The 26253-nt window shown below is 39.9% G+C and carries 27 protein-coding genes and 2 tRNA genes; 8 read left to right on the top strand and 21 right to left on the bottom strand.

Features of this window, described 5'->3' with window-relative positions; translation table 11 throughout:
- Nucleotides 1-177: 177 nt before the first annotated feature.
- The 4 genes from PISS_RS03430 to PISS_RS03415 all read right to left on the bottom strand — a co-directional run bounded on the left by PISS_RS03430 (nt 178) and on the right by PISS_RS03415 (nt 3893).
- Nucleotides 178-1170, bottom strand: coding sequence for a fatty acid desaturase (locus tag PISS_RS03430; protein WP_016900142.1), 993 nt, complete (start codon nt 1168-1170; stop codon nt 178-180).
- 165 nt (nt 1171-1335) lie between these two features.
- Entirely contained in the window at nt 1336-2145 is an 810-nt protein-coding gene (locus PISS_RS03425; protein ID WP_058155460.1) for a substrate-binding periplasmic protein, read from the bottom strand.
- A 1-nt stretch (nt 2146) separates the two neighbouring features.
- The gene (locus PISS_RS03420; protein WP_058154229.1) at nt 2147-3427 is read right to left on the bottom strand and encodes a diguanylate cyclase; all 1281 of its coding nucleotides are present in this window, start codon (nt 3425-3427) and stop codon (nt 2147-2149) included.
- A 381-nt stretch (nt 3428-3808) separates the two neighbouring features.
- Nucleotides 3809-3893, bottom strand: a tRNA-Leu gene (locus PISS_RS03415).
- A gap of 271 nt (nt 3894-4164) precedes the next feature.
- Between PISS_RS03415 and PISS_RS03410 the strand changes: the two genes are divergently transcribed.
- Nucleotides 4165-4662, top strand: a complete 498-nt coding sequence (locus tag PISS_RS03410; RefSeq protein ID WP_024601524.1) for an RDD family protein — start codon at nt 4165-4167, stop codon at nt 4660-4662.
- A 113-nt stretch (nt 4663-4775) separates the two neighbouring features.
- On the opposite strand, the gene lptG is transcribed toward PISS_RS03410, so the two are convergent.
- Together lptG and lptF are read right to left on the bottom strand one after the other, a co-directional pair.
- Complete coding sequence (gene lptG, locus PISS_RS03405; RefSeq protein ID WP_016900139.1) at nt 4776-5843, bottom strand: LPS export ABC transporter permease LptG; 1068 nt, start codon at nt 5841-5843, stop codon at nt 4776-4778.
- Entirely contained in the window at nt 5840-6952 is a 1113-nt protein-coding gene (gene lptF, locus PISS_RS03400; RefSeq protein WP_028834362.1) for an LPS export ABC transporter permease LptF, read from the bottom strand. Before lptF ends, lptG begins: the two co-directional genes overlap by 4 nt.
- Nucleotides 6953-7259: 307 nt before the next feature.
- Between lptF and pepA the strand changes: the two genes are divergently transcribed.
- The 3 genes from pepA (at nt 7260) to PISS_RS03385 (ending at nt 12301) form a co-directional block, all read left to right on the top strand.
- Nucleotides 7260-8771: a leucyl aminopeptidase gene (gene pepA, locus PISS_RS03395; RefSeq protein ID WP_016900137.1), complete on the top strand. Its 1512-nt coding sequence runs from the start codon at nt 7260-7262 to the stop codon at nt 8769-8771.
- Between the two features lie 172 nt (nt 8772-8943).
- Nucleotides 8944-9390 (top strand): DNA polymerase III subunit chi, encoded by a 447-nt coding sequence (locus PISS_RS03390; protein WP_013464165.1) that lies wholly within the window; start codon nt 8944-8946, stop codon nt 9388-9390.
- Nucleotides 9391-9448: 58 nt separating this feature from the next.
- Nucleotides 9449-12301: a valine--tRNA ligase gene (locus PISS_RS03385; RefSeq protein ID WP_058154228.1), complete on the top strand. Its 2853-nt coding sequence runs from the start codon at nt 9449-9451 to the stop codon at nt 12299-12301.
- A 123-nt stretch (nt 12302-12424) separates the two neighbouring features.
- On the opposite strand, the gene PISS_RS03380 is transcribed toward PISS_RS03385, so the two are convergent.
- Nucleotides 12425-13726 carry an outer membrane protein transport protein gene (locus tag PISS_RS03380; RefSeq protein ID WP_058154227.1) on the bottom strand — a complete coding sequence of 434 codons (1302 nt, stop codon included), beginning with the start codon at nt 13724-13726 and terminating at the stop codon, nt 12425-12427.
- A gap of 282 nt (nt 13727-14008) precedes the next feature.
- On the opposite strand from PISS_RS03380, the gene PISS_RS03375 reads away from it, so the two are divergent.
- Nucleotides 14009-14329 carry a hypothetical protein gene (locus PISS_RS03375; RefSeq protein ID WP_076922061.1) on the top strand — a complete coding sequence of 107 codons (321 nt, stop codon included), beginning with the start codon at nt 14009-14011 and terminating at the stop codon, nt 14327-14329.
- Here the strand turns inward: PISS_RS03375 and PISS_RS03370 are convergent.
- Nucleotides 14289-15506: an HD-GYP domain-containing protein gene (locus PISS_RS03370; protein WP_096040828.1), complete on the bottom strand. Its 1218-nt coding sequence runs from the start codon at nt 15504-15506 to the stop codon at nt 14289-14291. The two genes, PISS_RS03375 and PISS_RS03370, sit on opposite strands and share 41 nt — an antisense overlap.
- A gap of 284 nt (nt 15507-15790) precedes the next feature.
- Nucleotides 15791-15865 (bottom strand) — tRNA-Arg (locus PISS_RS03365).
- A 237-nt stretch (nt 15866-16102) separates the two neighbouring features.
- Here PISS_RS03365 and PISS_RS03360 point away from each other — a divergent pair.
- Nucleotides 16103-16285: a hypothetical protein gene (locus PISS_RS03360; protein ID WP_008110377.1), complete on the top strand. Its 183-nt coding sequence runs from the start codon at nt 16103-16105 to the stop codon at nt 16283-16285.
- On the opposite strand, the gene PISS_RS03355 is transcribed toward PISS_RS03360, so the two are convergent.
- From PISS_RS03355 to PISS_RS03345, 3 genes are read right to left on the bottom strand one after another with little or no spacing between them, the layout of a single operon-like run.
- The gene (locus PISS_RS03355; protein ID WP_058154226.1) at nt 16282-17085 is read right to left on the bottom strand and encodes a phosphotransferase family protein; all 804 of its coding nucleotides are present in this window, start codon (nt 17083-17085) and stop codon (nt 16282-16284) included. The genes PISS_RS03360 and PISS_RS03355 overlap by 4 nt on opposite strands.
- Nucleotides 17086-17088: 3 nt before the next feature.
- Entirely contained in the window at nt 17089-17712 is a 624-nt protein-coding gene (gene pnuC / locus PISS_RS03350; protein WP_013464158.1) for a nicotinamide riboside transporter PnuC, read from the bottom strand.
- A gap of 30 nt (nt 17713-17742) precedes the next feature.
- The gene (locus tag PISS_RS03345) at nt 17743-17994 is read right to left on the bottom strand and encodes a hypothetical protein (protein WP_008110382.1); all 252 of its coding nucleotides are present in this window, start codon (nt 17992-17994) and stop codon (nt 17743-17745) included.
- A gap of 100 nt (nt 17995-18094) precedes the next feature.
- Between PISS_RS03345 and PISS_RS03340 the strand changes: the two genes are divergently transcribed.
- Nucleotides 18095-18334, top strand: coding sequence for a DUF2960 domain-containing protein (locus PISS_RS03340; protein ID WP_004588463.1), 240 nt, complete (start codon nt 18095-18097; stop codon nt 18332-18334).
- 70 nt (nt 18335-18404) lie between these two features.
- On the opposite strand, the gene alr is transcribed toward PISS_RS03340, so the two are convergent.
- From alr to rpsF, 9 genes are all read right to left on the bottom strand, one after another.
- On the bottom strand, nt 18405-19484 hold the full coding sequence (alr, locus tag PISS_RS03335) for an alanine racemase (RefSeq protein WP_058154225.1): 1080 nt from the start codon (nt 19482-19484) through the stop codon (nt 18405-18407).
- Entirely contained in the window at nt 19484-20863 is a 1380-nt protein-coding gene (dnaB, locus tag PISS_RS03330) for a replicative DNA helicase (RefSeq protein ID WP_016900130.1), read from the bottom strand. Before dnaB ends, alr begins: the two co-directional genes overlap by 1 nt.
- 112 nt (nt 20864-20975) lie before the next feature.
- Entirely contained in the window at nt 20976-21914 is a 939-nt protein-coding gene (locus PISS_RS03325) for a DUF4097 family beta strand repeat-containing protein (RefSeq protein WP_024601519.1), read from the bottom strand.
- A gap of 9 nt (nt 21915-21923) precedes the next feature.
- Complete coding sequence (locus PISS_RS03320; RefSeq protein ID WP_058154224.1) at nt 21924-22403, bottom strand: hypothetical protein; 480 nt, start codon at nt 22401-22403, stop codon at nt 21924-21926.
- Nucleotides 22396-22947, bottom strand: coding sequence for an RNA polymerase sigma factor (locus PISS_RS03315; RefSeq protein ID WP_024601518.1), 552 nt, complete (start codon nt 22945-22947; stop codon nt 22396-22398). The genes PISS_RS03320 and PISS_RS03315 overlap by 8 nt, the downstream gene beginning before the upstream one ends.
- A 223-nt stretch (nt 22948-23170) precedes the next feature.
- Nucleotides 23171-23623 (bottom strand): 50S ribosomal protein L9, encoded by a 453-nt coding sequence (rplI, locus tag PISS_RS03310; RefSeq protein WP_008110407.1) that lies wholly within the window; start codon nt 23621-23623, stop codon nt 23171-23173.
- Nucleotides 23624-23659: 36 nt separating this feature from the next.
- Nucleotides 23660-23887 carry a 30S ribosomal protein S18 gene (rpsR, locus tag PISS_RS03305; protein ID WP_002962753.1) on the bottom strand — a complete coding sequence of 76 codons (228 nt, stop codon included), beginning with the start codon at nt 23885-23887 and terminating at the stop codon, nt 23660-23662.
- A 12-nt stretch (nt 23888-23899) separates the two neighbouring features.
- The gene (gene priB, locus PISS_RS03300; RefSeq protein WP_008466122.1) at nt 23900-24217 is read right to left on the bottom strand and encodes a primosomal replication protein N; all 318 of its coding nucleotides are present in this window, start codon (nt 24215-24217) and stop codon (nt 23900-23902) included.
- Between the two features lie 43 nt (nt 24218-24260).
- Nucleotides 24261-24602, bottom strand: coding sequence for a 30S ribosomal protein S6 (gene rpsF, locus PISS_RS03295; RefSeq protein ID WP_008110420.1), 342 nt, complete (start codon nt 24600-24602; stop codon nt 24261-24263).
- A 324-nt stretch (nt 24603-24926) separates the two neighbouring features.
- On the opposite strand from rpsF, the gene PISS_RS03290 reads away from it, so the two are divergent.
- Nucleotides 24927-26126 carry an alpha/beta hydrolase-fold protein gene (locus tag PISS_RS03290; protein ID WP_058154223.1) on the top strand — a complete coding sequence of 400 codons (1200 nt, stop codon included), beginning with the start codon at nt 24927-24929 and terminating at the stop codon, nt 26124-26126.
- Nucleotides 26127-26253: the final 127 nt, after the last annotated feature.

Here is a 26253-nt window from a genome sequence, read left to right as displayed (position 1 = left end):
CAAAGCGCTAAGTGGGATCAATTAAGGACTAAATTTAAAAAGGTCTGAGTAATAGATTAAGTTGGTATTAAAGGGAAGTTTTATAAGCTTTATCTGACTTTACTAGGGGTATTGCCTAGCCTTAGGCTAGGCAAGGTTAATAAAGCAGCAACCTCGAAGATTGAGTAAAAACGAGCTTTATGATTGATACAAATTAGCTTTTTTTATACTAGCAAAATCATTAAAACGCACACCGTGCTGGCGCATCACTTCAAGAATTTTTTTGCTAATCATTTGACGTAAATAAAACGGCTGATTCGGCACAAAATGATGAATAGTATGAGTATGCCCAAAGTTAAAACAAAACAAATTAAACGGCATAAACAAACGGCTAGTAATTACGTGAGTTTGCTCAAGCATATTATTAACACCGCCGTAATAATGCATACTGGAGGTAACAAAATTAAGTGAGCTCGAACGTACAATGTTAGGCACTATCAGCACCACCATTAAAAACTCGAACACATTCATTACATCGAGCAATAATGCCGGTGAGTCAGCCGCAATCGGGGTAAATAAATTAATTAAATGAAACGCTATCACACTGTATAAAATAGCAAAATAAGCAGTAGTAATTGGAAAACCTGCGTTAAACACTTTAAAAAAGCTAAATCCTTTAATTTCTTTACTAAAACGTTTTGCGTTAATTAATAAACCAAGCAATCCATCAACAATCACCAATGCACGTAAAAACGGGTTTTTAATACCATTACCTACCAAACGTTCTTCTAAATCTTGCTCAGTGCCCGACGTTTTGTGGTGATGCAAATGCATCTTGCGACGATACCACGGGCTAATCGTATTAGGGCGCATCAACCACACAGTAAACATCATAAAATTGTGTAAAAAAGGCTGGTTGCTAAAGTACTGCTTATGAATAAGATCGTGCTCAAGCTCGTGCGAAATAGAGGTGGCTATAGCGGCTAATATAATACAAAGCCAAGCAGGGATAATGGCAAAGTAATACAAAGTACCAACCCCAATTAACGCACTTAGCGAGAGCAATAAGATAGCCATTCCCAAGGTGTTTTGATGCATTAACAATGGATGTTTCTGACGAAGCAGCGCTTCTTCCGCCTTAATCGCTTTAACAATGGCTTGAATATTCTGTTTTGCGGTCAATTGAGTCATGATGTTTTATTCGCAACAAGAGGTTGAGGTATATAATATCCGAGTAAAAAACTCAGTACAAAGTAATTTAATACTTATTAATTTACGGGGAAAAAAAGTATAAGATCATAATCAAATTAAATATCTCACTTTCTTAGCACGTGCTATTGGGGCATTTTAAAGCACTTATAAAGCCACATTATACTTTTTAAGAAGCATTTTTTGTTTATCTCCCTTGATAGATAAACGGCCACTGTTCCATATATTTATTAGCGTTTTCCTTCTTTCAGCGGGCATTTTATTTGAAAAAATAGGTATTTCAACCAATTTATTTTCTAAGCCTGGACGCACTATTTTTAATCCATTGTTCCAATCAAATCGATTCAACATGTACTGTAAAACCAGCATATTATCTGCATATAGATCGATTCTGCCCGCTTTAATCATCTGAAAAATCCGTTCTACCACATCGCTAGAGCCCGCGATTACTTCCACTAAATCAGAATTATTTGGATCATCAATATAATTTTGATAATCAACACTTACCGAGCTGTAATCCCACCCAGGCCCTGTTGCAACACGCTTTCCTTGTATAGATTGAATCCCATCATAGCGCCAGGATTCATCCTGCCTAACAACAAAAGCAGTTGGATATGCAAATGTTGCCTCTGTGGCGTACTCGAAACCCACTTCGGTGTCTTGCGAAAATAAATATTCTGGCAACATATCGCAAAGACCATCCGCAACCATATCGAGTCCCCTTGCCAAAGGCACTTCGTAATATTCTAATTGATAGCCTTTTGATGTATATATTTGCTCTAGCATATCAATCACAAAGCCGCGGGCAGGAAAACCCTCTGACGGAAATTTGGTCATAGGAGGCCATTGGTCGTAGCAAACTTTTAATGTATTGGCATGACTAAAGTTACCTATACCCAATGCTAACAATAAGGATATAAGCAACACTTGAGAGATCTTTTTTTTACCTTTAAACATTCTATTTTTCAACACGATCACGTCCTTTGTCTTTAGCGCAGTAAAGCTTCAAGTCAGCGACTTTGAATAACTCAATAACTGAGCAGTCTTTTAGCTCGGATGAGGCAACGCCTATGCTTACAGTATAGATTACAGTTTCACCATCAACTTCTAAGGTTGAATCAACCACAGCCTTTCTTATTTTACTAGCGAGTTTGAATGCGTTATCAAGCCCTGTGTTTGGAAGAAATAGTGCAAACTCCTCTCCACCCACTCTACCAATAAGGTCAGACTCTCTTATCATGCTCTGAACTGTGTCGGTAAAATGAATAAGCACCTTATCACCAACAAAATGTCCATACGTATCGTTAATGTTTTTAAAGTAGTCTAAGTCAATTAAAATAAAAGATGCGGGTAATTTCTGTCGCTGAGAAAGTTCTAGCAAATGATTTGCTGTATCAAAAAAGCTCCCCCGATTTAAAGTACCCGTTAGAGAGTCTCTTGTTGCAAGCGTTTTAAGTTTTTCATTTAATACTTGTAGATCTTTTGTACGTTTTGTAACGGCCTCTTCCAGCCAATCTCGTTTAGATTTTTCATCCTCGAGTAATCGCTCCCGATCCCTTTCCATACTAAAGAGCATCGTATTCATATGATCTTGGAGCTGGCTGAGCTCGTTGTTTTCAATATGTGAAAGATTGATCCGTTTACGTGTATTTTTACTTGATTGGACCTCATTAACTTGTTGCATCAATTCTTTTAAAGGCCTGGCTAGGTAACGATCGAAAGCCCAAATAAATAACCCAAACAAAATTGATAATTTTATCATTGCCGTAATAGCAATTAAGAAAAAACCAAATAAAACACGATCTAAAACCACCTCAGACGATGAATAGAGCACCAATGTGCCAAGAAAAACCCGTGTACCATTAAGCGTCCAATACAACTCAGATTTAGTTTCAAAAATTGAGAGAGGAAGTGAGGCTTGAGTGTAAGAACGTTTAGAAATCATGCTTTTGCCATGTTTGTCAAAAACATCAACCCCCTCAATAACCGGCATTTTAACAAGCCCATCAACGAGTACACCTAACTGAGTTTGGTCATATTGCCACAAACTCGTCGAAACAGGACCCTGAACAGTGTCTTGCAACTGTTTTAATTCATAGGAGATTGAGTCTTGTGTTTTTAAGTATTCAGTTAAAAACTGCATGCTTGTTATGAGGCAGGTTACAAACAAGTAGATAGAGAAAATAACGCGCATCATTTTTTTAGATAAACTGTTTGGACTATGGTAACTTGCAAACATTAACAATGGCACTTCTTAATAAACTTTATAGTTGAGCTTAGGTTAATTACATTCTTAATGGAAGCAAAGAACAGCATAAGGAATAAGTGTTCTCATTTCTGGCGGCTTTAGGCTATTAAAATTTAAGGCATAAAAAAACCCCAACTAATTTGGTCGGGGCTATAACGTATATAGCTGAATAAATAATTCATCCCTGAAGCTGCATCCATCGTTCATCCATGAACTCACTTCGAGTCACTGCGAAACTACGTTTCGGTTCACTCTCACCCAGCGGCCGGACTTTTACTTATAACAGCGGCACCTCACGTGCCGCTCAAGTCCAGCCACTCAAATTTAAGGCATAAAAAAACCCCTGCTAAATCTAGCAGGGGCTATAAAAAGTGGTACCAGCGGCCGGACTTGAACCGGCACGCCTTGCGGCAGGGGATTTTGAATCCCCCATGTATACCAATTTCATCACGCTGGCATCATTTTTCTTTAACCTTCTAAACACGAGAAGATAAAGAAAAACCACTTTAGAGTGAAAGATTATGTACCCTCTTCCATCTCATTGCTAAGCATTATACAAACAATAAGCAAAGCGGCAAGCGTTTTATGTATTAAGCATGATCAACCGCTTAACATTTAGGCAACCATTAACATTTGAGCCAATATCGAGTTAAGCACGTAGCGGAATAGGTAGTATTTGACGGCTTATTTGCTAAACTATCGCGCACATTAACAGTGAGAGTATATTTATGTTGGCTGAGTTTCCACGGGCAGGATTTTGGCGCCGTTTTGCGTCATTGGTGTACGATACATTAGCTATTATCGCTTTTGCGATGCTAACGGTGGTATTGTATTTATTTGCTATTCAAGGGCTTATTTCCCTTGATGTTATTGCTCTTAATGGCGCTGAAGATGTCTCAGCACGTATTCAGGACTCACTGTTACTTTCAGGGATTCGCAGCTCACTGTTAGTTCTGGTTGGTTTGGTGTTTTTTGGTTATTTTTGGACTAAAAGCGGGCAAACAATCGGTATGCGTGCGTGGCGATTAAAAGTACAAACCCATCAGGGAAACTTAATTAGCTGGCCACAAGCCATTATCCGCAGTATCAGCGCATTGCTGGGTTTAGGTAATTTAGTGGTATTAGTGGATTTTAAAAATAAAAAAGCACTACAAGATTACCTATCAAAAACTGAAGTGGTTACGCTCACCAAAGAAGAAAATAAACGCGTTTATCGCGAACTATGATATCAATCCGCAATAATACTTAATTAAGCGAATTGGTATAATCTCAAGCTAAAGAATAAAAAACGCGGCGCTTTTTACAAAGGCCGCGTTTTTTATTTAAGCTTTAAATTTAGTTATACCCGCTTATTCATTAAATAAGCTGCAAACCCAGTAAATAAGATGCTCGGCAAAACGGCGCCTATAATTGCAGGAATTTGATATACCATTACCACAGGCCCAAATATCTCATTGGTTAGATGAAACACAATACCGGTTACCACCCCCATAATTATGCGGGCGCCCATAGTTACAGTGCGTAGTGGACCAAATATAAACGATAAAGCAACCAACAACATTACGGCAATAGACACGGGCTGCATTAATTTACGCCAGAGCGCTAAATCATAGGTGCTGGTGTCTTGCTCATTTTGTTGTAAGTAAGCTAAATATGACCATAGCCCGGAAAACGACAGTGATTCTGGTTTTACCGATACCACGCCCAGTTTTTCAGCGGTAAGCTGCGACGGGTAAAACTCTTCAGAAACTTGTTCAGTGGTAATTAACTCTTCGCTGATCATCACTTTATTTACATCACGCAATAGCCAACCACTATCTCGCCCTACGGCTTCTTTTGCTTTGGTGATTTGTGTTAGTGATAACGATTTATCAAAATGATACATATTAACGCCGCGCAGCATGCCATTTTGGTCAACATCTTCAATGTTAATGAAGTTATTACCATCTTTAGCCCACACTCCTTTTTGCGCATTAAATACATCCCCACCATGAATCGCTTGATTACGCATTTCCTTAGCGTGCAGCTGTGCAGCAGGAGCGCCCCACTCGCCTAAAGCCATTACGCAAAGTGCCATAAAAATAGCTGTTTTCATTACCGAGCCAATAATTTGTAATCGCGACATCCCCGCCGCTTGCATTACTACCAACTCACTATTTGAGGCAAGCGCTCCTAATCCAGTTAAGCCACCAATAAGTGCAGCCATAGGAAAAAACACCACTAAATCATCTGGAATACTGTAAATAGTGTACAGCATGGCAGTCATTATATCGTAGCTCCCGCGCCCTACAGATTTAAGCTGCTCAATAAACTTTATTAATGTACTAATACCCACGAGCACCATTAACGCAAACCCTGTGGTTTGCAAAATGCTACGACCTAAGTACCAATCAAGTGTTTTCATCATAGGTTTTGCTCCCGCTTAGTGACGACAGCTTTAAGCCAAGCACCCAATGGACGGCCTCTAATAATTAATAAGCTACCAATAAATAATGCACTTAAATGAATCCACCACAGTCCAATTGATGGCGGAATTTTGCCATCCTCTACTGCAAATTTGGCCGCATTAAGTAAAATAAAATAACCTAAATACAAGCTGATAGCGGGTACCAATTTTGCAAATTTACCTTGGCGAGGGTTTACTACACTCAAAGGCACGGCCAGCAAAGTTAATAACGGAATAGAAAGTGGGATCGCTAGACGCCACTGCCACTGTGCAATTGCTTCGGGAGTATTAATTGAAATAAGTTCACGGGTTGGCACAGCTTCTAATTTACGACGTTGATGCTCTATTTCTTGTTCGCGAATTTGTACGCTGTAACCATCAAACTCAGTTAAGTTAAGCGAAGGCGCTTCGCCATCAGTTTCGTAGCGTTTACCATCAGTAAGTACTAACTGCTGCTCACCATTTTGTGCTTCAATTACAACGCCTTGCTCAGCGTATACTAAACGCGCTAAATCGCCTTTTTCACTATCTGGCAACTGCGCAACAAATACTTTATTAAGTTCTTTGCCGCCATTTTCAATATTATGAATAAATACCACGGCTTTTTCGTTACCGGTTTGTTGAAAACGCCCAGCTCTAAGCGCCGATAATCCAGCATCCGCCTTTGCTTGCTCTTTTAATTGATATTCTTGCTCGCTAGCCCAAGGTGCAACATACAAGGTAAGTACCGCGGCGAGTAACGCTAAGATGACACTAGAAATAAGCGTAATGCGCACCACATACCACTCACTCACGCCACAAGCTTTAAGTACTGTCATTTCACTGTCAGCGTAAATACGGCTATAAGCTAAAATAATTCCTAAAAATAAACTCAGGGGTAAAATTAATGATGCTAACTGTGGCAACTTAAGCGCAATCATTGCAAATACAAGTTTTGCTGGGATGCTCCCCTCTGAGGCATCACCAAGAATAACAACAAACTTTTGCGACAAAAATATGGTCATTAAAGTTAAAAATACGGCGACCTGCGATTTTAAAACCTCAGTGGTCAAATAACGGAAAATTAGCAACATTCGCCCCTGTTAAACATGGAATTTCAATATAATAATAAAAAACGATGAGTGAACTAGTTAATTCACTCATTTTAAATGAGTATTAAGCACATATTATAAGCCATCAATATTAATTATCCTACCTAACATCACGATATAATGTTGCATTAGTTACCCTTAAGCATATAAAGTTCAAATACACAGTAAGAGTCGAGTAAAATCTACTAATATTAGCGCTAGACCTAAAAATTTAGGTAAAAAGACTAGAAAACACATTTTTAGTCCCAATTTAGCTTCTATAGATGACTCAAAATCAGGAGTGACAATGGAATTCAACGTAAAAAGTGGTAGCCCAGAAAAACAACGCAGTGCGTGTATTGTTGTGGGTGTATATGAACCACGCAGGTTATCCCCCATTGGTGAACAACTTGATAAAATTAGCGATGGTTATATCTCTAATTTATTACGCCGTGGCGACTTAGAAGGTAAGCCAGGACAAGTACTACTATTGCATCATGTGCCCAATATTTTAAGCGAACGTATTTTACTTGTTGGCTGCGGTAAAGAACGCGAGCTTGACGATAAACAATATAAGCAAATTATTTCTAAAACTATCAACACGCTAAACGAAACGGGTTCAATGGAGGCCGTGTGCTTTTTAACTGAACAACATGTTAAAGGGCGTGATACCTATTGGAAAGTACGTCAAGCGGTGGAAACAACACAAGATTGCCTTTACACCTTTAATCAGCTGAAAAGTAAAAAAGTAGACCCTCGCCGCCCACTACGTAAAATGGTGTTTAATGTGCCTACACGCCGTGAACTTACTATAGGCGAAAGTGCCATTGAGCATGGTTTAGCGATTGCAGCAGGTAGTAAGCTGTGTAAAGACGTTGCTAATATGCCGCCTAATATTTGTAATCCAGCGTACCTTGGCGAGCAAGCCAAAGAACTGGAAGCTAATTTTGATAACATCACTGTTGAGCTAATTGGCGAAGATAAAATGGCCGAACTAGGAATGAACTCATACCTAGCAGTAGGTCGTGGCAGCGATAACGAATCAGTTATGTCAGTAATTAACTACAAAGGCGCAGGCGATGACCAAGCGCCTATCGTTCTCGTTGGTAAAGGCTTAACCTTTGACTCAGGCGGTATTTCATTAAAACCAGGCGAAGGCATGGATGAAATGAAATACGACATGGGGGGCGCAGCTGGTGTTATTGGCGCTATGCGCTCACTTGCACAAATGCAGCTACCTATAAACGTAATTGGTGTTTTAGCCGGCTGTGAAAACATGCCAAGCTCAAACGCCTATCGCCCAGGAGACATACTAACAACTATGTCTGGGCAAACGGTAGAAGTACTTAACACCGATGCCGAAGGCCGTTTAGTATTATGTGATGCGCTGACCTATGTTGAACGTTTTGAGCCTGAAACCGTGATTGATGTTGCAACCTTAACCGGTGCGTGTATTGTCGCTTTAGGTGCCCATGCTACGGGTTTATTAGCTAATCATAATCCACTGGCGCATGACTTATTAAAAGCGTCTGAGCAAAGTGGCGATCGTGCATGGCAACTGCCATTATGGGATGATTATCAAGATCAACTTGAAAGCCCGTTTGCCGACTTTACTAATTTAGGTGGGCGCGCTGCAGGTACTATTACCGCGGCCTGTTTCTTATCTAAATTTACTAAAAAGTATAACTGGGCTCATTTAGATATTGCCGGTACTGCATGGCGCAGCGGCGCTAAAAAAGGCGCAACAGGTCGTCCTGTTCCTATGCTGACTCAGTATTTATTGAACCGAGCTGGTATTAGCGAAGCAACTCACGACTAACAAACCAACACAGGGCTTCACAGCTCAATGTAGAGTATAAAATAAGGCGCTTTTAAAGCGCCTTATTTATTGGGTATTAATTGAAGCAAACCCCGTTATATGGCAAAATCCCCTTCTTAATTTGTGTGTATTTAATAACAGCACAATCAATGTCATGGGAAATCCCGATACAATGAACATGAATGCCCAGTTTTTCATTTTAAAGCAACAAGATGAGTCATTAGCTAAAGCCGATGATCACTTTGCTTTAGCAGCTCAAATAGCTGGGCAACAGTATCGGCTTGGTCAACGCGTATTTATTTTTGTAGATAGCGAAGAAACCGCCAACAGCATTGACGAAACTATTTGGACATTTGATGCCGACAGTTTTGTACCTCACAATTTACAAGGCGAAGGCCCAAAAGGCGGCGCACCTGTAGAAATAGGCACAACACCACCCGTTGGTAATCGTAAAGTATTAATTAACTTGGCCAATCACTTACCGGATTTTATTCGTCGGTTTAACCAAGTTTTTGATTTTGTACCCGTAGAGCCCGTAGCCAAACAAGCCGCTCGTGAGCGCTTTAAAAAACTACGCCAACTCGGTGCCAATATCACCACGCAAGATATTAATCGCTAACGCTCACTGCGTACAAAGCTAACTAACTCATTTAAGTACTTATTTAAGGTTCTGTGTAATGGATAAAACCTACAATCCGCAAGATATTGAACAGTCTCTCTATCAAGACTGGGAACAAAAAGGCTACTTTAAGCCATCTGGCCAAGGCACCCCATATTCAATTATGATCCCGCCGCCAAATGTCACGGGTAGCTTACACATGGGCCACGCTTTCCAAGATACTATCATGGATACCTTAACGCGCTTTAAACGTATGCAAGGTAACAATACGTTGTGGCAAGTAGGTACTGACCACGCAGGTATTGCCACACAAATGCTAGTAGAGCGTAAGCTTGCGGCAGAAGAAGGTAAAACACGCCATGATTTAGGCCGTGATACATTTATCGATAAAATTTGGGAATGGAAAAACGAGTCTGGTGGCACAATCACTAAACAACTTCGCCGCTTAGGTGCTTCTGTTGATTGGGACCGTGAACGTTTTACCATGGACGATGGCCTATCAGAAGCTGTTAAAGAAGTATTTGTACGCCTTCATAAAGAAAACCTAATTTACCGTGGTAAACGCCTAGTAAACTGGGATCCAAAATTACACACTGCGATTTCTGATCTTGAAGTAGAAAACAAAGACAAACAAGGCCACATGTGGAATTTACGTTACCCACTAGCTGATGGCGTAAAAACGCAAGACGGTAAAGACTATATTGTTGTAGCCACTACGCGCCCAGAAACTATGCTGGGTGACTCAGGTGTGGCAGTAAACCCAGATGACGAGCGCTACCAAGACCTAATAGGTAAAGAGGTTTTACTACCAATCGTTAATCGTCGTATTAAAATTGTTGCCGATGAACATGCCGATAAAGACAAAGGTACGGGCTGTGTAAAAATAACCCCTGCGCACGACTTTAACGATAACGAAGTTGGTAAGCGCCACAAGATGCCGATGATTAACATCTTCGACAAAGACGCGGCTATTTTAACCCAAGGTGAAACATACACCTTTGATGGTAAAGAACTTAAATTTGATGCGCCAATTCCTGAGCGCTTACATGGCCTTGACCGTTTTGACGCACGTAAAACCATTGTTGCTGAATTTGAAGAGCTCGGCCTACTTGAAAAAATTGAAGACCATGGCCTAACTGTTCCTTACGGTGACCGCTCTGGTGTTGTTATTGAACCACTACTTACTGACCAATGGTATGTACGTGTTGCACCACTTGCTGAACCTGCAAAAGACGCAGTTAAAAACGGCGACATCCAATTTGTACCTAAGCAATACGAAAACATGTACTTTTCGTGGATGAACGACGTACAAGATTGGTGTATTTCACGCCAGCTTTGGTGGGGTCACCGTATTCCAGCTTGGTACGACAGCGAAGGCAACGTATACGTTGGTCGTGATGAAGCAGAAGTACGCCGCGATAACAATATTGCAGATAGCGTAGCGCTTAGCCAAGACGAAGACGTTCTTGATACGTGGTTCTCATCAGCACTGTGGACCTTCTCAACCCAAGGTTGGCCAGAAAATACCGATGACTTAAAAACCTTCCACCCATCTGACGTGTTGGTAACCGGTTTTGATATCATTTTCTTCTGGGTTGCACGTATGATCATGATGACGCTGCACTTTATAAAGGATGAAAACGGCAAACCACAAGTTCCTTTTAAAACCGTGTATGTAACTGGCTTAATACGTGACGATAACGGCGATAAAATGTCGAAGTCTAAAGGTAACGTACTTGACCCACTTGATATGATTGACGGCATTGGCCTTGAAGACTTAGTACAAAAACGTACTGGTAATATGATGCAGCCAAAACTTGCCGCTAAAATTGAAAAAGATACCCGCAAAGTATTTGCAAACGGTATTGAAGCACACGGTACCGACGCACTGCGCTTTACCTTAGCAGCGATGGCTTCAACTGGTCGTGATATTAACTGGGATATGAACCGCCTTGAAGGCTACCGTAACTTCTGTAACAAATTATGGAACGCAAGCCGTTACGTATTAATGAACACAGAAGAGCAAGATTGTGGCTTTAACGATAGCGAAAAGCAGTACTCGTTAGCTGATCGCTGGATTTTAGGTCAATATGAAGCCACGGTTAAAACCTACACCGAGCACCTTGATAACTACCGTTTTGATTTAGCGGCGAACACATTATATGAATTCACCTGGAATCAGTTCTGTGATTGGTACTTAGAACTAACTAAGCCGGTACTATTTAAAGGCAATGAAGCTCAGCAACGTGGTACACGTCATACACTTATTACCGTACTTGAAAGCTTACTGCGTTTAATGCACCCAATGATGCCTTACATTACAGAAACAATTTGGCAACGTGTAGCGCCACTTGCAGGGCTTGAAACAACAGGCACTAGCATTATGGTACAAGGGTTCCCTGTTTATAACCAAGCTAATGTTGATTCACAAGCGATGGATGACTTAGAGTGGGTTAAGCAATTCATTTTAGCAATTCGTAATATTCGTGGTGAAATGGATATTAGCCCAAGCAAGCCGCTATCGGTATTACTAGCGAATGCATCGAGCGACGATGTGCGCCGTATTAACGAAAATGAATCGTTTTTAGCGTCACTCGCTAAGCTTGAAGCATTTACTCTGCTTGAAAACAAAGACGATGCCCCAGCGTGTGCAACCTCTTATGTTGGCAACCTTGAGATTATGATCCCAATGGCGGGGTTAATTGATGTCGAAGCTGAGCTTGCACGTATTAACAAGCAACTTGAAAAAGCTGAGAAAGGCCTAGCGCAAGTGCAAAACAAACTGGCTAACGAAAAGTTTGTTAACAATGCACCTGAAGCGGTACTTGCTAAAGAAAATGCTAAGCTAGCTGAATTTACCGATGCAAAAACTAAGCTACTAGAGCAAAAAGTTAAAATAGAAAGCTTATAATTAAACCAGTACGAATGGCTTATGCCATTCGTAACCAGTTAATTTATAAGTATAAAAAAAAGCCGCTTACTGCATTTGCTGTAAGCGGCTTTTTTGTGTCTAGGCTCTAGGCTCTAGGCAGAATTAGAATGTGTAGTTGTACTGAGCACCTAATAATACTGCATGACCTTTTGATTCAAAAGACCATTGCTGTGGTAGCGTTTCGCTTTCTACTTTTTCAGTGAACTTTTGCGTTTTACCACGTAATACACTCACACCTAAATCAACATTTGAGTTTTGATCAATCGCGTAGTTACCACCGAACGAGAACCAGAAACGGTCTGTATCAGGAATAGAAATTGATAAATGCTGTTGTGACACTGGCGACTCATCAAACGCAAAGCCGGCACGAAGCATTAAGTTTTCGCTGTATTGGTAATCAGCACCGATTGAGTAGCGCATTGCATCAGAGAAATCTTCTGTTTTTTCGAAGGCACTGAACTTATCGCCTGTAGGCGCAGTAACTTGCGCTTCTAATGAGTCAAAGCTGCTCCAACCTGTCCATAATACGCTGTAGTGAACGCCTAGTTTCTCGTCTAACTGATGAGAGCCTGAGAACTCAGCAATTGCTGGTAATGTAATTTCAACAGAGCCCGGTAATTCAAGCTGTCCGTTTAATCCACCAGGAATAAATGAAGGTAGTTCATTCGAGTATTCACCTTCAAAAGTAATATCTGTTTCTGTACGGTAGTTAAAACCAAAGCGGCTATTTTCATCTAGTTGATACATTAAGCCAACGTTTAAGCCGTAGCCCATATCATCACCTTCAAGGTTAACCGCATCAGCACTTGCAGGAATAGAAGCAATAGCAGGGTTTACAGGAGGTACGAAACCAAACTTACGGATAATCTTCGCTTCTGCATAAATTGCATTCAAACCAATACCAAAGCTAAACTGCTCTGATACTTTATAAGCAACACTTGCGTTCATGTTTACAGTAACAATTTCAGTTTCACCGGCAATTTGGCCAGCTGCGTAATCATCGTTAAACTCAGTAGCAAGACCAAAGTTAGAAAAAGCACCAAACCCAACCGATACTTTATCGTTTACTGGCATAGTGAAATAACCTGCTGGAATAATCGCGCTTGGTGCAATGCTGTCATCATTTAATACGCTGTTATCTAAACCATATCCGTTACCGGTTCCTTCTAAACTCACATCTGGAATTACAGCAATAGCTGCAACACTAAGTTGCTTCTCTTTAAACAAAGTCATTAATGCTGGGTTACGTGCAACCACAGACGCATCGTCTGCTACAGACGCTTCACCTGCGTATGCGCGGCCTAAACCAGATACGTTTTGCTCAGCAAGTTGAAAAGCCGCTGCAAAAGTATCAGCTGAAACAAATGCCAGCGATGCCGCAATAAGAGTTTTAGTAAATTTCATTGTTGTGTCCTTAGCCAAACTTACTGTTTGGATAGCTATGTGTGTTGTTATTAGAGTTTCAAACCTGCGTACCCTACCTTAATTTTTTATAAAAAACCTTACTAAAACGTTAAAAAAAGCCAAAAAACACGTTTTTTAACGACAATTTAACAACTATTTAAAACTCATCGGACAAGAAGTGTGGTATTAGAGTATATACTCTAATGAGATTAATTCTTATTTGCATTGACTTAAAATACTTTGCAATTTACACTGCAATTAAAATCACAAAGGGAGAAAACTGTGATCATTTTACTTATTATTGCTGGGCTTATTTTTTGCGGCATTAGTGTTTATTTCTTTTATAAGGCAAATTATTGCGCGTGTACGCGTGCTGGGAAATGTGACAATCCTGTCAATCAATATTGGCTCGCAGCCATTGCCATGGCGATTATTTCTTTGGTTTTTTGTTGCTTAGCGCTGCATGTAGAATTAGGCACATTACTGTGGTTAACGCTGATGGGAAGTTGTTTTTTGGGTGGCTATATTTCTGTTAAAACAAACGAAAAAAGAAGATGTAACGCTAAAGCAGTAAATGCTCTTTTAAAAGCCGAGGCAAATTAATCTTATAATCAGCAGGTTTAACACTTGCCTGTATTTTTATCTCGTTATTATTTAAGCTTAAATCTATATCTTTTGCGGTAACATGATGGTTATGTTTAGCGTTGTAAAAAAGCTTCACTTTAGGTTTGATAGGGTTTGAATGATTGCCCTCTAGCACCAACGCTAATCGCTCATTGGTTAACTTAACAATAGTCCCTACTGGGTGTACACCTAAACACTTAATAAATAACTGTACTAACTCTGCATCAAACAGCTGTTTGTTAGCTAACAAATAGCGAAGCGCATTAATTGGCTCATCACCCTCTTGATGCGGTCTATCTGCTGTCAATGCATCGTATACGTCTACAATCGCAATGATCCGAGCTGGGCGGCTTAATTTGCTTCCATCTACACCTCTTGGATAGCCTGAACCATCAAGACGCTCATGATGATTTACAATCATATCAAGCATTAAAGGCGTAATACCTTTTCCGCCTTTTAACAATCCTAAGCTTTGTGCGACATGCTTTTTTATTGCCGTCATTTCGTTACCCGTGACTTTTCCTGGTTTGGAAAATATCCCTTGCGGTAACTTAGCCTGACCTAAGTCATGCATTAAAGCCCCCATTGCAAGCTCTTGCACAACAGCGCGTTTATAACCTAAGTATTTAGCAAACACCGCTGTAAAAATGGTGCAGTTGATCATATGACGCCAGTTGTAACTGTGCTTATCTTTGATCCGAGTTAAAATAGTCATAGCGTGTTCATTACGAAATACAGAGCTCACTATTTCATTACTTATTTCATTGAGCGCTTCAATATTAAGTGACAAACCTGATGTTAAGTCACCAAAAATACTTTGTAGTTTTCTGTTGTGCGCATCATAACTCACACTGGCTTTTGCAAACTCTTGCTCTAAGCTTATAGCAACCTTTGCCTTAACAGGCTTCTCCTGCTTTGCTACAGGAGCTTGTGATTTTTGTTTTTCTTTGTATTTAGCTGGTACGGCGACATCACTTTTTGTAAAGTCGATGAGAAGCTCAAGCACCCCTTCGGTAATTAAACGCTGAATGATTGATTTATCACGAACCAAACCACTGGTTTTAATTTTTATGCCATCCACACTCTCCTGCTGCTTAGTAACGCTATTTACGTACATGCCTGGAACGAGTTCTGATATAGGTAAGGTGATTAGCATAAAAATGAGGGTTTCTATAATTAATGAATATATACTTTAAATAGCATTATTTAGCTATAAAAGTCTAGCTTTTGAGTTCAGGGTAATAATAAATGATTAACATCAATAATTATACGCACTAGCAAGAATAAACCATAAGCTCAGCAATGAATATACGCCTAAAGGTATAAAATAGATTGCTACATATTTTATTATCGAAAATTAAATAATATAAGGCAGCGGACTAATTTAAATAATTGTAGGTATTTTGAGGAAGAAACAGGAAATGATACTTTAAACGCAAATGGCGCTCTCGGTAGGGATCGAACCTACAACTCAGCCTCCGGAGGGCCACGTGATATCCATTTCACCACGAGAGCACATTTGTTGCCGCCACATCAACTCGCGATATCAATGCTTTAGCATGCGCAATAATAAAGGCATCTTTGTATAAATGCCAGCATGATTCGTTTACATGTCTATAATTTAAACTAATCACTTCACAAAAGGTAAAAAAAGCGCTATTTGTTTATATTCTATAAAAAAACAGTAACGCTTTAGACACATATTATCTATTATTGTCACTGAACGGAAAGATTAAACACGAGGAAGTAATTATGAAGTTAATGTCAACAGAGCAAGTTGCTGAATTTTTAGGTGTAAAAGCAGAGCGCGTTAAACGCCTTGCTCGAGAAAGCCTATTAATCGCTAAATCAGAAGATGATAACGGCGAAATGCAATTTGACGCTGATGAAGTAGCAAAATACAAAGAGCTTGCGGAACGCTTTGGCGGACTTTAACCCTCCATTAAAGCAATAAGCTCATCCAGTTGCGCGCGCAATACAACAACCTGATTGTTTATAGCGCGTTGCTCATACCAACCTATACATAACAGTAAGTAAACTAACTGATAGCAATTGAGTTTATGCATAGATAAATAAAATTGTTCTGATAGGGTGTGCGTTTTGTAATTGTTAAGCAGAGCCTGCTTGCCTGAAGCATCTAATTTAAAACTAACTGCTAACGCAGCAAGATCAAAATACACATCATTTGTTTGAGCATACTCAAAATCGATTAAATAAACGCCTTGCGGGTTTACCACGATATTTTCTTTGACTAAGTCGTTATGGCAAAAGCCGCTATCTACGGGCATGTTGGCTATGCTTTTTAATGTCTTGTTTATGAGCTTTTCATACTGTTTAAACACTAATAAATGCTGATAGGCTTGCAATTCCAAAGCTATATTCATTGCCTCATTATTAGTTGTATACGCATGAAGCTTAACAAGTTTAGTCAGTAGCGGCATCGCCAAATAAGACTGAGCGACGTCGCCATCAATATAGTTAAAAGCTGCGCGCTTATTTTGCTTATCAAGCCAGATGGGAGTAGAGCAAACTTGTTGTTTACTGAGCTCATACTGGGCATGTAACCCTACTTGTGGCCAATACGATTTATAACACTTTAATAAATAAGCTTGGCTGTCAGTACGGATCAAAAAGTTATCGTTGCTTAAACCGTTAACCAAATACTCTGTTGAGGTTATTGTGCTCGGTACTAAAAACGCGCTACAAATATTAACTAACTGAGAATGCTGATTCATAGATTAAAGTTGCGCCATGGGCTTGGCTTGGCTTTGCTCGTATTCTTCGTACCACGTTTTAAATCCCCATGCTGCCATAACGGTATAAAATACAAATAAAACAAGGGTTGGGTAATAGCCTTTTTCATAGTACAAATACATAGAGGCCGCATCAATGACTATCCAATAGAGCCAATTTTCTAGTACTTTTTTAGCTACCAGATACGTAGTAACTACAGCAAAGCAAGTTGTGAAACTATCAAGATACGCAAAATCTGCATGCGTATAGTTTTGCATTACATAGCCAATTGCTAATGACACTAATGTAGTCAGTACAATTAAAATAATATGTCGGTTTACCGGCCAGGATGTAATTAGTCGCTGCGCTTGATTAGCCTTGCCTTTGCGCCACACGACCCAACCAAACACCGCCATATACATATAATAAAAGTTTAGTAACGACTCCATTAGCAGCGCGCCATTCCAATACATAATGGTATAAATAAGCGTACTAAAAAAAGCCGCAGGCCAGCACCATAAGTTCTCTTTAATGGCCAGTAATAAATACGCCATCGACAAAGCAACCGCAATATATTCCCAATGCGACATAGCAGTAAAACCACTGAGTATTTGCGTTACAAAATCCATCATTATAAAACGACCGTGTTTGTTAAGAGGTTATTCGGGAGATAAATCGCCCGAAATAAATTTACACACAAATATAGCTTTACCAAATTGCTCATATGAATGTTTAATTTCTGTGCTGATCACTTGCATAACTAGGTCATAATCACCAAATATTTGGGTCGACATCGTATTAGTGATCACTTTGAGTTCTTCGTAGGCATTAACTCTGTCGATAAAGCCTTTAATAAAAGGAATGTAATCTTGGTGGAGCGGGTATTTACTGATCTCTACTGATAATTTCATTTCAAACTCACCTTTTTAATTATTTGATTTCAACTAATCATTCAACGCAACTTAAATACAGTGTAAAATTACACTAACACTCAATTTAAATGAGCTCATTATGGCACGCAGAATTACCTACACTTTTAAAAATCAACCGCGCGAAATTAACTTCGCCAAAGATAAATACCACGATATGTATCAGGCTATTGCGGCTGCCGAAGGTATCGATTTAACTAACTACTTAAACATGGTACGCCAAATTGAAATGACCTCTAAAGGGTCATCGGCTGTGCGTAACTTTCGTGATCAAGAATTTGCTCGCATGGGCTTTAGCGATATTTACTTTATAAAAGAGTAACGATACCGATTAAATGAGCATCACGATCATTCTAGCAATGTAAACTTAATGGGTATTTTTAAAATAAATATTAGCGCTGGTACTCATAACTTACGCGCGGTGTAATATTACACAATAACTCGTAAGATATAGTATCAGCACATTGTGCAATTTCTTCTACCGGCAACTCAGGGCCCCACATTACTACCTCATCGCCGACTTTGATGCCATCAGCATTTTCACCAATATCAACACTGATCATATCCATAGAGATGTTGCCAGCAATACCATAACGTTTGCCAGCAATCACTACAGGGGTACCATGTTTAGCATGACGCGGATAACCATCACCATAGCCCATAGCAACCACTGCAAGCTTAGTTGGCTGAGCACTTTGCCAACTGCCACCATAACCAACACCTTGCGCAGCATCAACATCGCGAATTGCAATGACCTTAGTGGTTAAGCGCATCACCGGCTTAAGCTGATGATCTTTGCCTGAAGTGTTAAGCATTGGTGATACACCATACATCATCAAGCCTGGACGCACCCACTCGCCATGACCGGCAGGCCAAGCAATAATACCGGCCGAATTTGCTAAACAATGTGCTTGTTGTTTGCCTTGCACTAATGAATCAAACAAAGCAATTTGCTCAGCTGTTTTGGGATCATTAATATCATCGGCACTGGAAAAGTGCGTCATTAAATTGATTGTATCTTTAGCGTTATCAGTCGCTTGCAAGCGCTGATAAAAATCATTCAATTGCGTTGGTGCAACCCCTAAACGATGCATACCCGTATTGATTTTTAACCAGCAACTGATTGGTGCATCGAGCTTTGCATTTTCAAGTGCTCTGAGCTGGTTTTCATCATGGATTATGGTTTGAAAATTATTGGCTAATAAAATCGGCAAGTCATCTTGATGGAAAAAACCTTCCAACAACACAATAGGCTTGGTCAGCCCGCCTGCTCGCAGTGCGAGCGCTTCATCTATTCGTGCCACTGCAAATGCGTCGGCATCATTAAGGTGCTGCGCTATTTTTACTAAACCATGGCCATAAGCATTGGCTTTTAATACCGCCATAACTTTACTGTTAGGCGCAAACTGTCGCACTTGCGCTAAATTATGAGCAAGTGCTTGTAAGTTAATTTCGGCAATAGCTAAGCGCATTAGTAATCATCATCTACAGCAGGCCCCGCGTAATTATCAAAGCGAGAGAATTGACCTTGGAAGGTTAGGCGCACTTTACCAATCGGACCGTTACGCTGTTTACCGATGATAATTTCTGCAACACCTTTATCAGTACTGTCTTCGTTGTATACTTCGTCACGATAAATAAACATGATTAAATCGGCATCTTGCTCAATAGAGCCCGACTCACGCAAATCTGAGTTAATTGGGCGTTTATCAGCACGTTGCTCTAGGGTACGGTTAAGCTGCGATAGTGCAACAACCGGACACTGTAATTCTTTTGCTAATGCTTTAAGTGAACGTGAAATTTCGGCAATTTCTAAGGTACGATTATCTGACAAGCTAGGTACGCGCATTAATTGTAGGTAATCGACCATGATCATACTAATACCACCATGATCGCGGGCAATACGACGTGCACGTGAACGTACATCAGTGGGTGTTAAGCCTGAGGCGTCATCAACATACATTTTGCCTTTTTCCATGAGTAACCCCATGGTTGATGAAAGGCGCGCCCAGTCATCGTCATCTAGCTGACCAGTACGTACTTTGGTTTGGTTAATTCGGCCAAGGGACGCCAGCATCCTCATCATAATTTGTTCAGAGGGCATCTCTAGTGAGTAGATAAGTACAGGCTTGTCTTGGGTCATTGCTGCATGCTCAGCAAGGTTCATCGCAAAGGTAGTTTTACCCATCGATGGACGTGCTGCTACAATAATTAAATCTGAGGGCTGCAGACCAGTCGTCATTTTATCTAAATCAGCGTAACCTGTGCTTACACCGGTAACACCATCTTGTGGTGACTGATAAAGCTCTTCTATTTTATCAACGGTTTTTTCAAGTATGTTGTGAATGCTTTGCGGGCCATCACTACTTTTTGTACGTTGCTCAGCAATTTTAAATACTTTGCTCTCAGCAAAGTCGAGTAAATCGTGACTTGTGCGCCCTTCTGGGTTAAAGCCTGCCTCAGCAATTTCATTGGCGACACCAATCATTTCACGCACAACTGCACGTTCGCGTACAATGCTAGCGTAAGCATCAATATTAGCAGCACTTGGGGTGTTTTTAGCTATTTCGGCTAAATACGCAAAGCCACCAATCCCTGAAAGCTGATTATTTTTTTCTAAACTTTCAGAAATAGTAATTAAATCAATCGGATCGCCAATTTCAGCCAGTGCTGTCATTGCCTCAAAAATAAGCTTATGGGTACGGGTATAAAAGTCCTGTGACACAACAAGTTCAGCTACGCGATCAAATGCTTGATTATCAAGCATTAAACCACCTAAAACAGATTGTTCAGCTTCTATTGAATGGGGAGGAACTTTAAGAGTGTCGACTTGCTTATCTGGTTTGGCCATAACTTCACAGTACTAAAATTGAATGGCTCTATTCTATCGACTTGGCGGGGCTGTGCAAATAGCAAAGCAGGAAATCTTTCCTGCTTTTTGTAACTTAAAATAAAATGGATGATTATTGACGCTTAAGTCCAATCGTCCCACTTATGGTATTCATTTCTACACTGGCATCGGTGCCATTAGTATTAAACTTAATTCCACTTGCTGGGCCATATTTGGCTTTTTGCACTTGGTCGCTCGTTAGCTGGTTGTCAATTTTACCGCCGGCATGGGCTTGCACTTCAAATTGTGCCGATAAATCAGCTGGAAAGTAAAACTCAGCATTGCCACTTACAGATTCAAAACTTACATCAGCATCACTTAAAAGGCGATTAATACGCACTTCAACTTCGCCATTTACAGTGCTTATTTGTAACTCTTTGATTGCATCGAAGGTAAGATTGATATCACCGTTTACGTTTTCTAAGCGAATATCATTGGCAGTCGAGTTTGATTTTATATTCCCATTAACCGCATTAAAACGAACTTCTCCGTTAGATTGCTGATCATCAATTGCGCCATTTACAGTTTCAAATTGCACTTTACCACTGAGGTTTTTTGCGTTGATGTCACCGTTAACACTAGTAAGCTTAATATCGCCGTTAAGATCATTTACTGTAATGGCGCCATTGACTACATCAATTTCAGTGCCTCTTTTTAACTCTTTTGCAGTTACCGAAGCGTTAACCCCAACATACTCCAGCGCACTGCTTTGCGGCATGAAAATAGTTAGCGTTGAGCCATTATTGTTATTATCCCAGTTTGAAAGATCAGGCATTTTTACAATAAACTGAGTTTTATTACCCTGTGTTTTAAGAGTGTAGCCTTGTGCTTTATCATCAAGCTCGCCGCTCACTTTAAATTGATTTTTCTCCCAGCCCATAATATTTACATTGCCGCGCTGATTTTCTATATGAATAACGCCACCGTTTGGTACTTCAATTTGTTGTTCTATTTTTTCACCGGCAAATACAGCCATTGGTAATAAAGCGATTCCAAGTATTATTGCTTTCATTTATTTCTCCTAGATTTGTTGCCAACGCGGTGCATGCACCTTGTTAATTAAGTCGAGCTGTTGTTGATATACTTGCGCTAACATAGACAGTAGCGCCTTATTTTGTGGTTCATTTTCAAGTGTTTGCTTTATAGCCTGCTCAGCATCTTCAAGTTCTTGTAGCTGCACTTGCCAGTTATCTGTTAGTGCCGCTTGGCTTTGGTATTGAACAAGTAAATTTTGTTTTTGCTTAGTAAAAAAATCACTCATCGCCACAGCGGTATTTGTCTCTGGAGATGTAAAAAACACCATAGTGCTAACCAAAGCAGCCACACAACATGCCGCAATAGCAGTTAGCTTCGGCCAAACTACACTCTTAACTGTACTTGCCTGCTTATTAGTCATTATGGCGCGCTCAATCCCATCCCAGAGCTCTTTATCGGGTGTTATATTTTTATTTAATTGTGTTAGCGACTCATTTAAGTAGTCATCAAAATTTGTTTTACTCATTTTCGTACCACTGTTTTAATAATTGCCTTGCACGATGATATTGCGCCTTACTAGAGCCTACAGCCATGCCTAGCAAGGTTGCTATTTCTTCATGCCTATAACCTTCAACGGCATACAGTACAAATACCATTCTTGCGCGCTCAGGCAGCCTAACGATTAATTTATCTAAGCTATTTAAGCCATTGCAGTCATTTGCAGATTGCTCATCCATACCGCTTTGTTCAAAGCTAATAACTTTATTAAGCCAATGTTTTTGCTTACGCACATAGCTAATAGCAATATTACTGGTGACACTGTAAAGCCAGGTAGAAAATTGCGAACGCCCATCAAATTGCGCTATTTTGTGCCATACCTGTACAAATACTTCTTGAGTTGCATCTTGCGCATGCCCCTCATCGGCAATTAGCCTCAGGCATAAGCCATAAACTTTTGCTTTATGCATGTCATAGAGCGCTTTATAGGCTAACTGGTCGCCGTTTTTAACTTGATCAATAAGCATTTGCTGCACTTGATCAGTTATTGGCTGATTAGCGTCCATTAACATCGCAAATTTTTCCTGTTTATAATTATGTAATTGCAATTTAACTTATTAGACGCGAGGAGAAATAGAAAGGTTTAAATGAAATAAAATTTTTTTTGAAAATAAAGGTTTAACTTAGAAAAGTGTTTGATTTAATCCACAACAAACAATTTATTACTTTGGGTTATAAATTTTAGATACAAAAAAACCGTGCAAAGCACGGTTTTTTTTAACTTAATTTTAAAAATTAAGCTTCAGCAATAACGATTACTTTAATAGTAGCTGTTACGTCTGAGTGTACTGCGATTGCAACGTCAAATTCGCCAGTCTCACGGATAGTACCTAGAGGTAAACGAACTTCTGATTTAGCAACTTCAACACCAACAGCTGAGATAGCGTCAGCGATGTCACGAGTACCGATTGAACCGAATAATTTACCTTCGTCACCAGCTTTAGATACTAATGTAACTTCTGCTAATGCTTCAAGTTTGTCAGCGCGTGCTTGTGCTGCAGTTAACTGTTCAGCGATTTTTGCTTCTAGTTCTGCGCGACGTGCGTCAAACGTTTCAATGTTTGCTTTAGTTGCAGGAACTGCCTTACCTTGTGGGAAAAGGAAGTTACGTGCGAAGCCAGATTTAACAACAACCTGGTCACCTAGGCCACCTAGGTTAGCGATCTTATCTAGTAGAATAACTTGCATGTTTCTACACCTTTTAAAAACGTGTTAATCCGCTGCTTACTTATGTAAGTCAGTGTATGGAAGAAGGGCTAAGTAGCGAGCACGCTTAATAGCAGTTGCTAGCTGGCGCTGGTATTTAGCGCTAGTACCTGTGATACGGCTAGGTACGATTTTGCCACTTTCTGTAACATAGTTTCTAAGAGTAGCTAGATCTTTGTAATCGATTTGTTGTACGCCTTCCGCTTTAAAGCGGCAGAACTTACGACGTCTGAAATAACGTGCCATGAGATTAATTCCTCAAATAATTCTTTCTATATGCTGAGCATGCAAAACCAATTGGCTAAGGCCGTTACGACCTTCGTGGCGATTTAAAAAACCACTCACTTGCAATGCCTGCCCAACGTGCAAATGTTGAGTCTGTTGTTGCATTTGCTTACCACTGGCAACCACCTGAAGCCTCACATAACTATTACGGTTAAGATCTGCTTCAACTTGCATTGATTTATGTTCTACAACAAAAATACAATGCGGTATGCCCGCGGGGCTTTGGCTAAACTTGGGTGTTTTACAAACAACCCCCGATATAACCAGCTGATTCGTATATGGGCTAACCATTATATTAACTGCTGACTACGTGCCATGCTAGGACTCAAAACAATTAAGCAGCTGGTGCTTCTTTCTTCTCTTCTCTTACAAGAGGAGACGCTTCAGTTACAGCGTTTTTAGTACGCATAACTAAGTTACGAAGCACTGCATCGTTGTAGCGGAAAGTAGTTTCTAGCTCGCTGATTACTTCAGTTGGTGCTTCAACGTTCATAAGAACATAATGAGCTTTATGAAGCTTGTTGATTGGGTAAGCCAGTTGACGACGGCCCCAGTCTTCAAGACGGTGGATAGTACCACCTGCTTCAGTGATAGAACCAGTATAACGTTCGATCATACCAGATACTTGCTCACTCTGATCAGGGTGAACCATGAATACGATTTCGTAATGACGCATGGATATTCCTTACGGTTAATAGAGCCTTCTACCGTTTCGGCCGGTCGGTTTAAGGCAAGGAATTAATAGTTTAAAAGCCGAAATGAGCGCGCATTTTACGCTTAGTAGGATAATTAAGCAAGCAGGTTTTTTAAGCTTTAATAGATAAGCGTTAAAGGGTTCGGGGTTCCAAGATAAGTGTTTAATATTTACGAGGTAGACGTCGAGCTTGAAAAGCATAGCTTTAAATTATTTAAGCTCTACATTTGCTTCTAAAATATAAACATTTACTCAAACCTAAAGCCGTGCAATTATTGAGCAACACATTATTTAATAAGGATATTTATGAAGCTTTTACTATCGCTTGTGTTAATACTTACTTTTAGTACACCTGTTTTAAGCTATGCAGACACCGCTACAACCGACATAACCGTGGGTAAAAAGGTCATTCTACAATCAAAAATACTTAACGAAGACAGACCTATCAGAATATTCATACCTGACAATGTAAAAGACGATCAGCCGCTCTATGTTATTTATTTACTTGATGGTGTTGAGCACTTTCATACGGCGTCTGGCGTTATAAAATCTCTTGTTGATTACGAGCAGATACCTAATGCAATGCTTGTTGCTATTGATACAACCAACCGTGTTCGTGATTACTTACCTAAAGTACAAAGTGAGCCTAAAACGGAGTTTCAAACCTTTGTTAAAAATAAATGGCCTGACGCAGGGCAAACCGATAATTTTTTAAAGTTTGTGTCTGATGAGCTCATGCCCTATATAAATAGCAACTACCCAACTAATGGTTACAACACCTTAATTGGTCATTCTAATGCTGGTACATTAGCGCTTTATACTTTAGTTAATCAGCCGGAATTATTTAACAACTATATAGCCATAAGCCCAAATAGTTGGTGGAGTGATGAAGAGTTAAAAAGTAATATCACTAAATACACTAAAAACCCTAAAGGCGCTCAAGCGTTATTTATTAGTGTAGCAAGTGAAGGCGCACGCTTTTATACAGGTGCATTAAATACTTTAGTAAATTTAGAGCAACAAATGCCCACGCAGCTAAAATGGGAATATAAGCATTACCCCTCTTTTACTCATATGGGCACCATACTTCCAGCACTTAGCGATAGCCTAATTCACTTATTTAGCGACCTAATATTTAAAGTGACTGACGAGCACGGAAAATTTGCGGATGTATCATTGATTACCGGTTATTACCAAGCACTTAGTGATAAGTACGGATTTGAGCTTAAAATTCCACAAGATGTGTACGTAGAATTTGCTCATAGCCAGCAGAAATTTGGCAACACTAAAAAAGCGATAACAACACTTAAACACTTTACTCGCGATTACCCTAATGCTGCTTACTCTCACATGCGATTATCGCAAGGCTACACTGCTAATAAACAGTTCAAAGAGGCATTCACTAGTATGAAACACGCACTAGAACTTGCTAAACAGAACTCGCGTGACCCGCTGTTAATCGATGCACTGCAAGATATGTTGAATGAAGTACAAGAAAATTTGTAGCTCATTAATTTAAAAGCATTACGAGCTTCGATCGTCGCGTCAGCAAACTGTAAGCCTACACTAAAGAAAGCATTAGCCTATAAAAAAACCGATGCTTAAACTAAACATCGGTTTTTCTTTGGCTGAA

The organism is Pseudoalteromonas issachenkonii, from assembly GCF_002310795.1.
In the GTDB taxonomy this organism is placed as follows: Bacteria; Pseudomonadota; Gammaproteobacteria; order Enterobacterales; family Alteromonadaceae; genus Pseudoalteromonas; species Pseudoalteromonas tetraodonis.
The sequence above is the reverse complement of the archived record's forward strand: the minus strand, read 5'-3'. Positions and strand labels throughout refer to the sequence as shown.

What these genes read in the sequence shown, in the direction of transcription:
- PISS_RS03390 (WP_013464165.1), top strand. Translation starts at nt 8,944, where the DNA reads ATGAACATGAATGCCCAGTTTTTCATTTTAAAGCAACAAGATGAGTCA.
- PISS_RS03355 (WP_058154226.1), bottom strand. Translation starts at nt 17,085, where the DNA reads ATGAATCAGCATTCTCAGTTAGTTAATATTTGTAGCGCGTTTTTAGTA.
- PISS_RS03370 (WP_096040828.1), bottom strand. Translation starts at nt 15,506, where the DNA reads ATGCTAATCACCTTACCTATATCAGAACTCGTTCCAGGCATGTACGTA.
- priB (WP_008466122.1), bottom strand. Translation starts at nt 24,217, where the DNA reads ATGGTTAGCCCATATACGAATCAGCTGGTTATATCGGGGGTTGTTTGT.
- PISS_RS03385 (WP_058154228.1), top strand. Translation starts at nt 9,449, where the DNA reads ATGGATAAAACCTACAATCCGCAAGATATTGAACAGTCTCTCTATCAA.
- PISS_RS03420 (WP_058154229.1), bottom strand. Translation starts at nt 3,427, where the DNA reads ATGTTTGCAAGTTACCATAGTCCAAACAGTTTATCTAAAAAAATGATG.
- rpsF (WP_008110420.1), bottom strand. Translation starts at nt 24,602, where the DNA reads ATGCGTCATTACGAAATCGTATTCATGGTTCACCCTGATCAGAGTGAG.
- PISS_RS03290 (WP_058154223.1), top strand. Translation starts at nt 24,927, where the DNA reads ATGAAGCTTTTACTATCGCTTGTGTTAATACTTACTTTTAGTACACCT.
- PISS_RS03325 (WP_024601519.1), bottom strand. Translation starts at nt 21,914, where the DNA reads ATGAAAGCAATAATACTTGGAATCGCTTTATTACCAATGGCTGTATTT.
- PISS_RS03320 (WP_058154224.1), bottom strand. Translation starts at nt 22,403, where the DNA reads ATGAGTAAAACAAATTTTGATGACTACTTAAATGAGTCGCTAACACAA.
- pepA (WP_016900137.1), top strand. Translation starts at nt 7,260, where the DNA reads ATGGAATTCAACGTAAAAAGTGGTAGCCCAGAAAAACAACGCAGTGCG.
- PISS_RS03430 (WP_016900142.1), bottom strand. Translation starts at nt 1,170, where the DNA reads ATGACTCAATTGACCGCAAAACAGAATATTCAAGCCATTGTTAAAGCG.
- PISS_RS03425 (WP_058155460.1), bottom strand. Translation starts at nt 2,145, where the DNA reads ATGTTTAAAGGTAAAAAAAAGATCTCTCAAGTGTTGCTTATATCCTTA.
- rplI (WP_008110407.1), bottom strand. Translation starts at nt 23,623, where the DNA reads ATGCAAGTTATTCTACTAGATAAGATCGCTAACCTAGGTGGCCTAGGT.
- pnuC (WP_013464158.1), bottom strand. Translation starts at nt 17,712, where the DNA reads ATGGATTTTGTAACGCAAATACTCAGTGGTTTTACTGCTATGTCGCAT.
- alr (WP_058154225.1), bottom strand. Translation starts at nt 19,484, where the DNA reads ATGCGCTTAGCTATTGCCGAAATTAACTTACAAGCACTTGCTCATAAT.
- dnaB (WP_016900130.1), bottom strand. Translation starts at nt 20,863, where the DNA reads ATGGCCAAACCAGATAAGCAAGTCGACACTCTTAAAGTTCCTCCCCAT.
- PISS_RS03380 (WP_058154227.1), bottom strand. Translation starts at nt 13,726, where the DNA reads ATGAAATTTACTAAAACTCTTATTGCGGCATCGCTGGCATTTGTTTCA.
- PISS_RS03315 (WP_024601518.1), bottom strand. Translation starts at nt 22,947, where the DNA reads ATGTTAATGGACGCTAATCAGCCAATAACTGATCAAGTGCAGCAAATG.
- PISS_RS03345 (WP_008110382.1), bottom strand. Translation starts at nt 17,994, where the DNA reads ATGAAATTATCAGTAGAGATCAGTAAATACCCGCTCCACCAAGATTAC.
- PISS_RS03410 (WP_024601524.1), top strand. Translation starts at nt 4,165, where the DNA reads ATGTTGGCTGAGTTTCCACGGGCAGGATTTTGGCGCCGTTTTGCGTCA.
- rpsR (WP_002962753.1), bottom strand. Translation starts at nt 23,887, where the DNA reads ATGGCACGTTATTTCAGACGTCGTAAGTTCTGCCGCTTTAAAGCGGAA.
- PISS_RS03340 (WP_004588463.1), top strand. Translation starts at nt 18,095, where the DNA reads ATGGCACGCAGAATTACCTACACTTTTAAAAATCAACCGCGCGAAATT.
- lptG (WP_016900139.1), bottom strand. Translation starts at nt 5,843, where the DNA reads ATGATGAAAACACTTGATTGGTACTTAGGTCGTAGCATTTTGCAAACC.
- PISS_RS03360 (WP_008110377.1), top strand. Translation starts at nt 16,103, where the DNA reads ATGAAGTTAATGTCAACAGAGCAAGTTGCTGAATTTTTAGGTGTAAAA.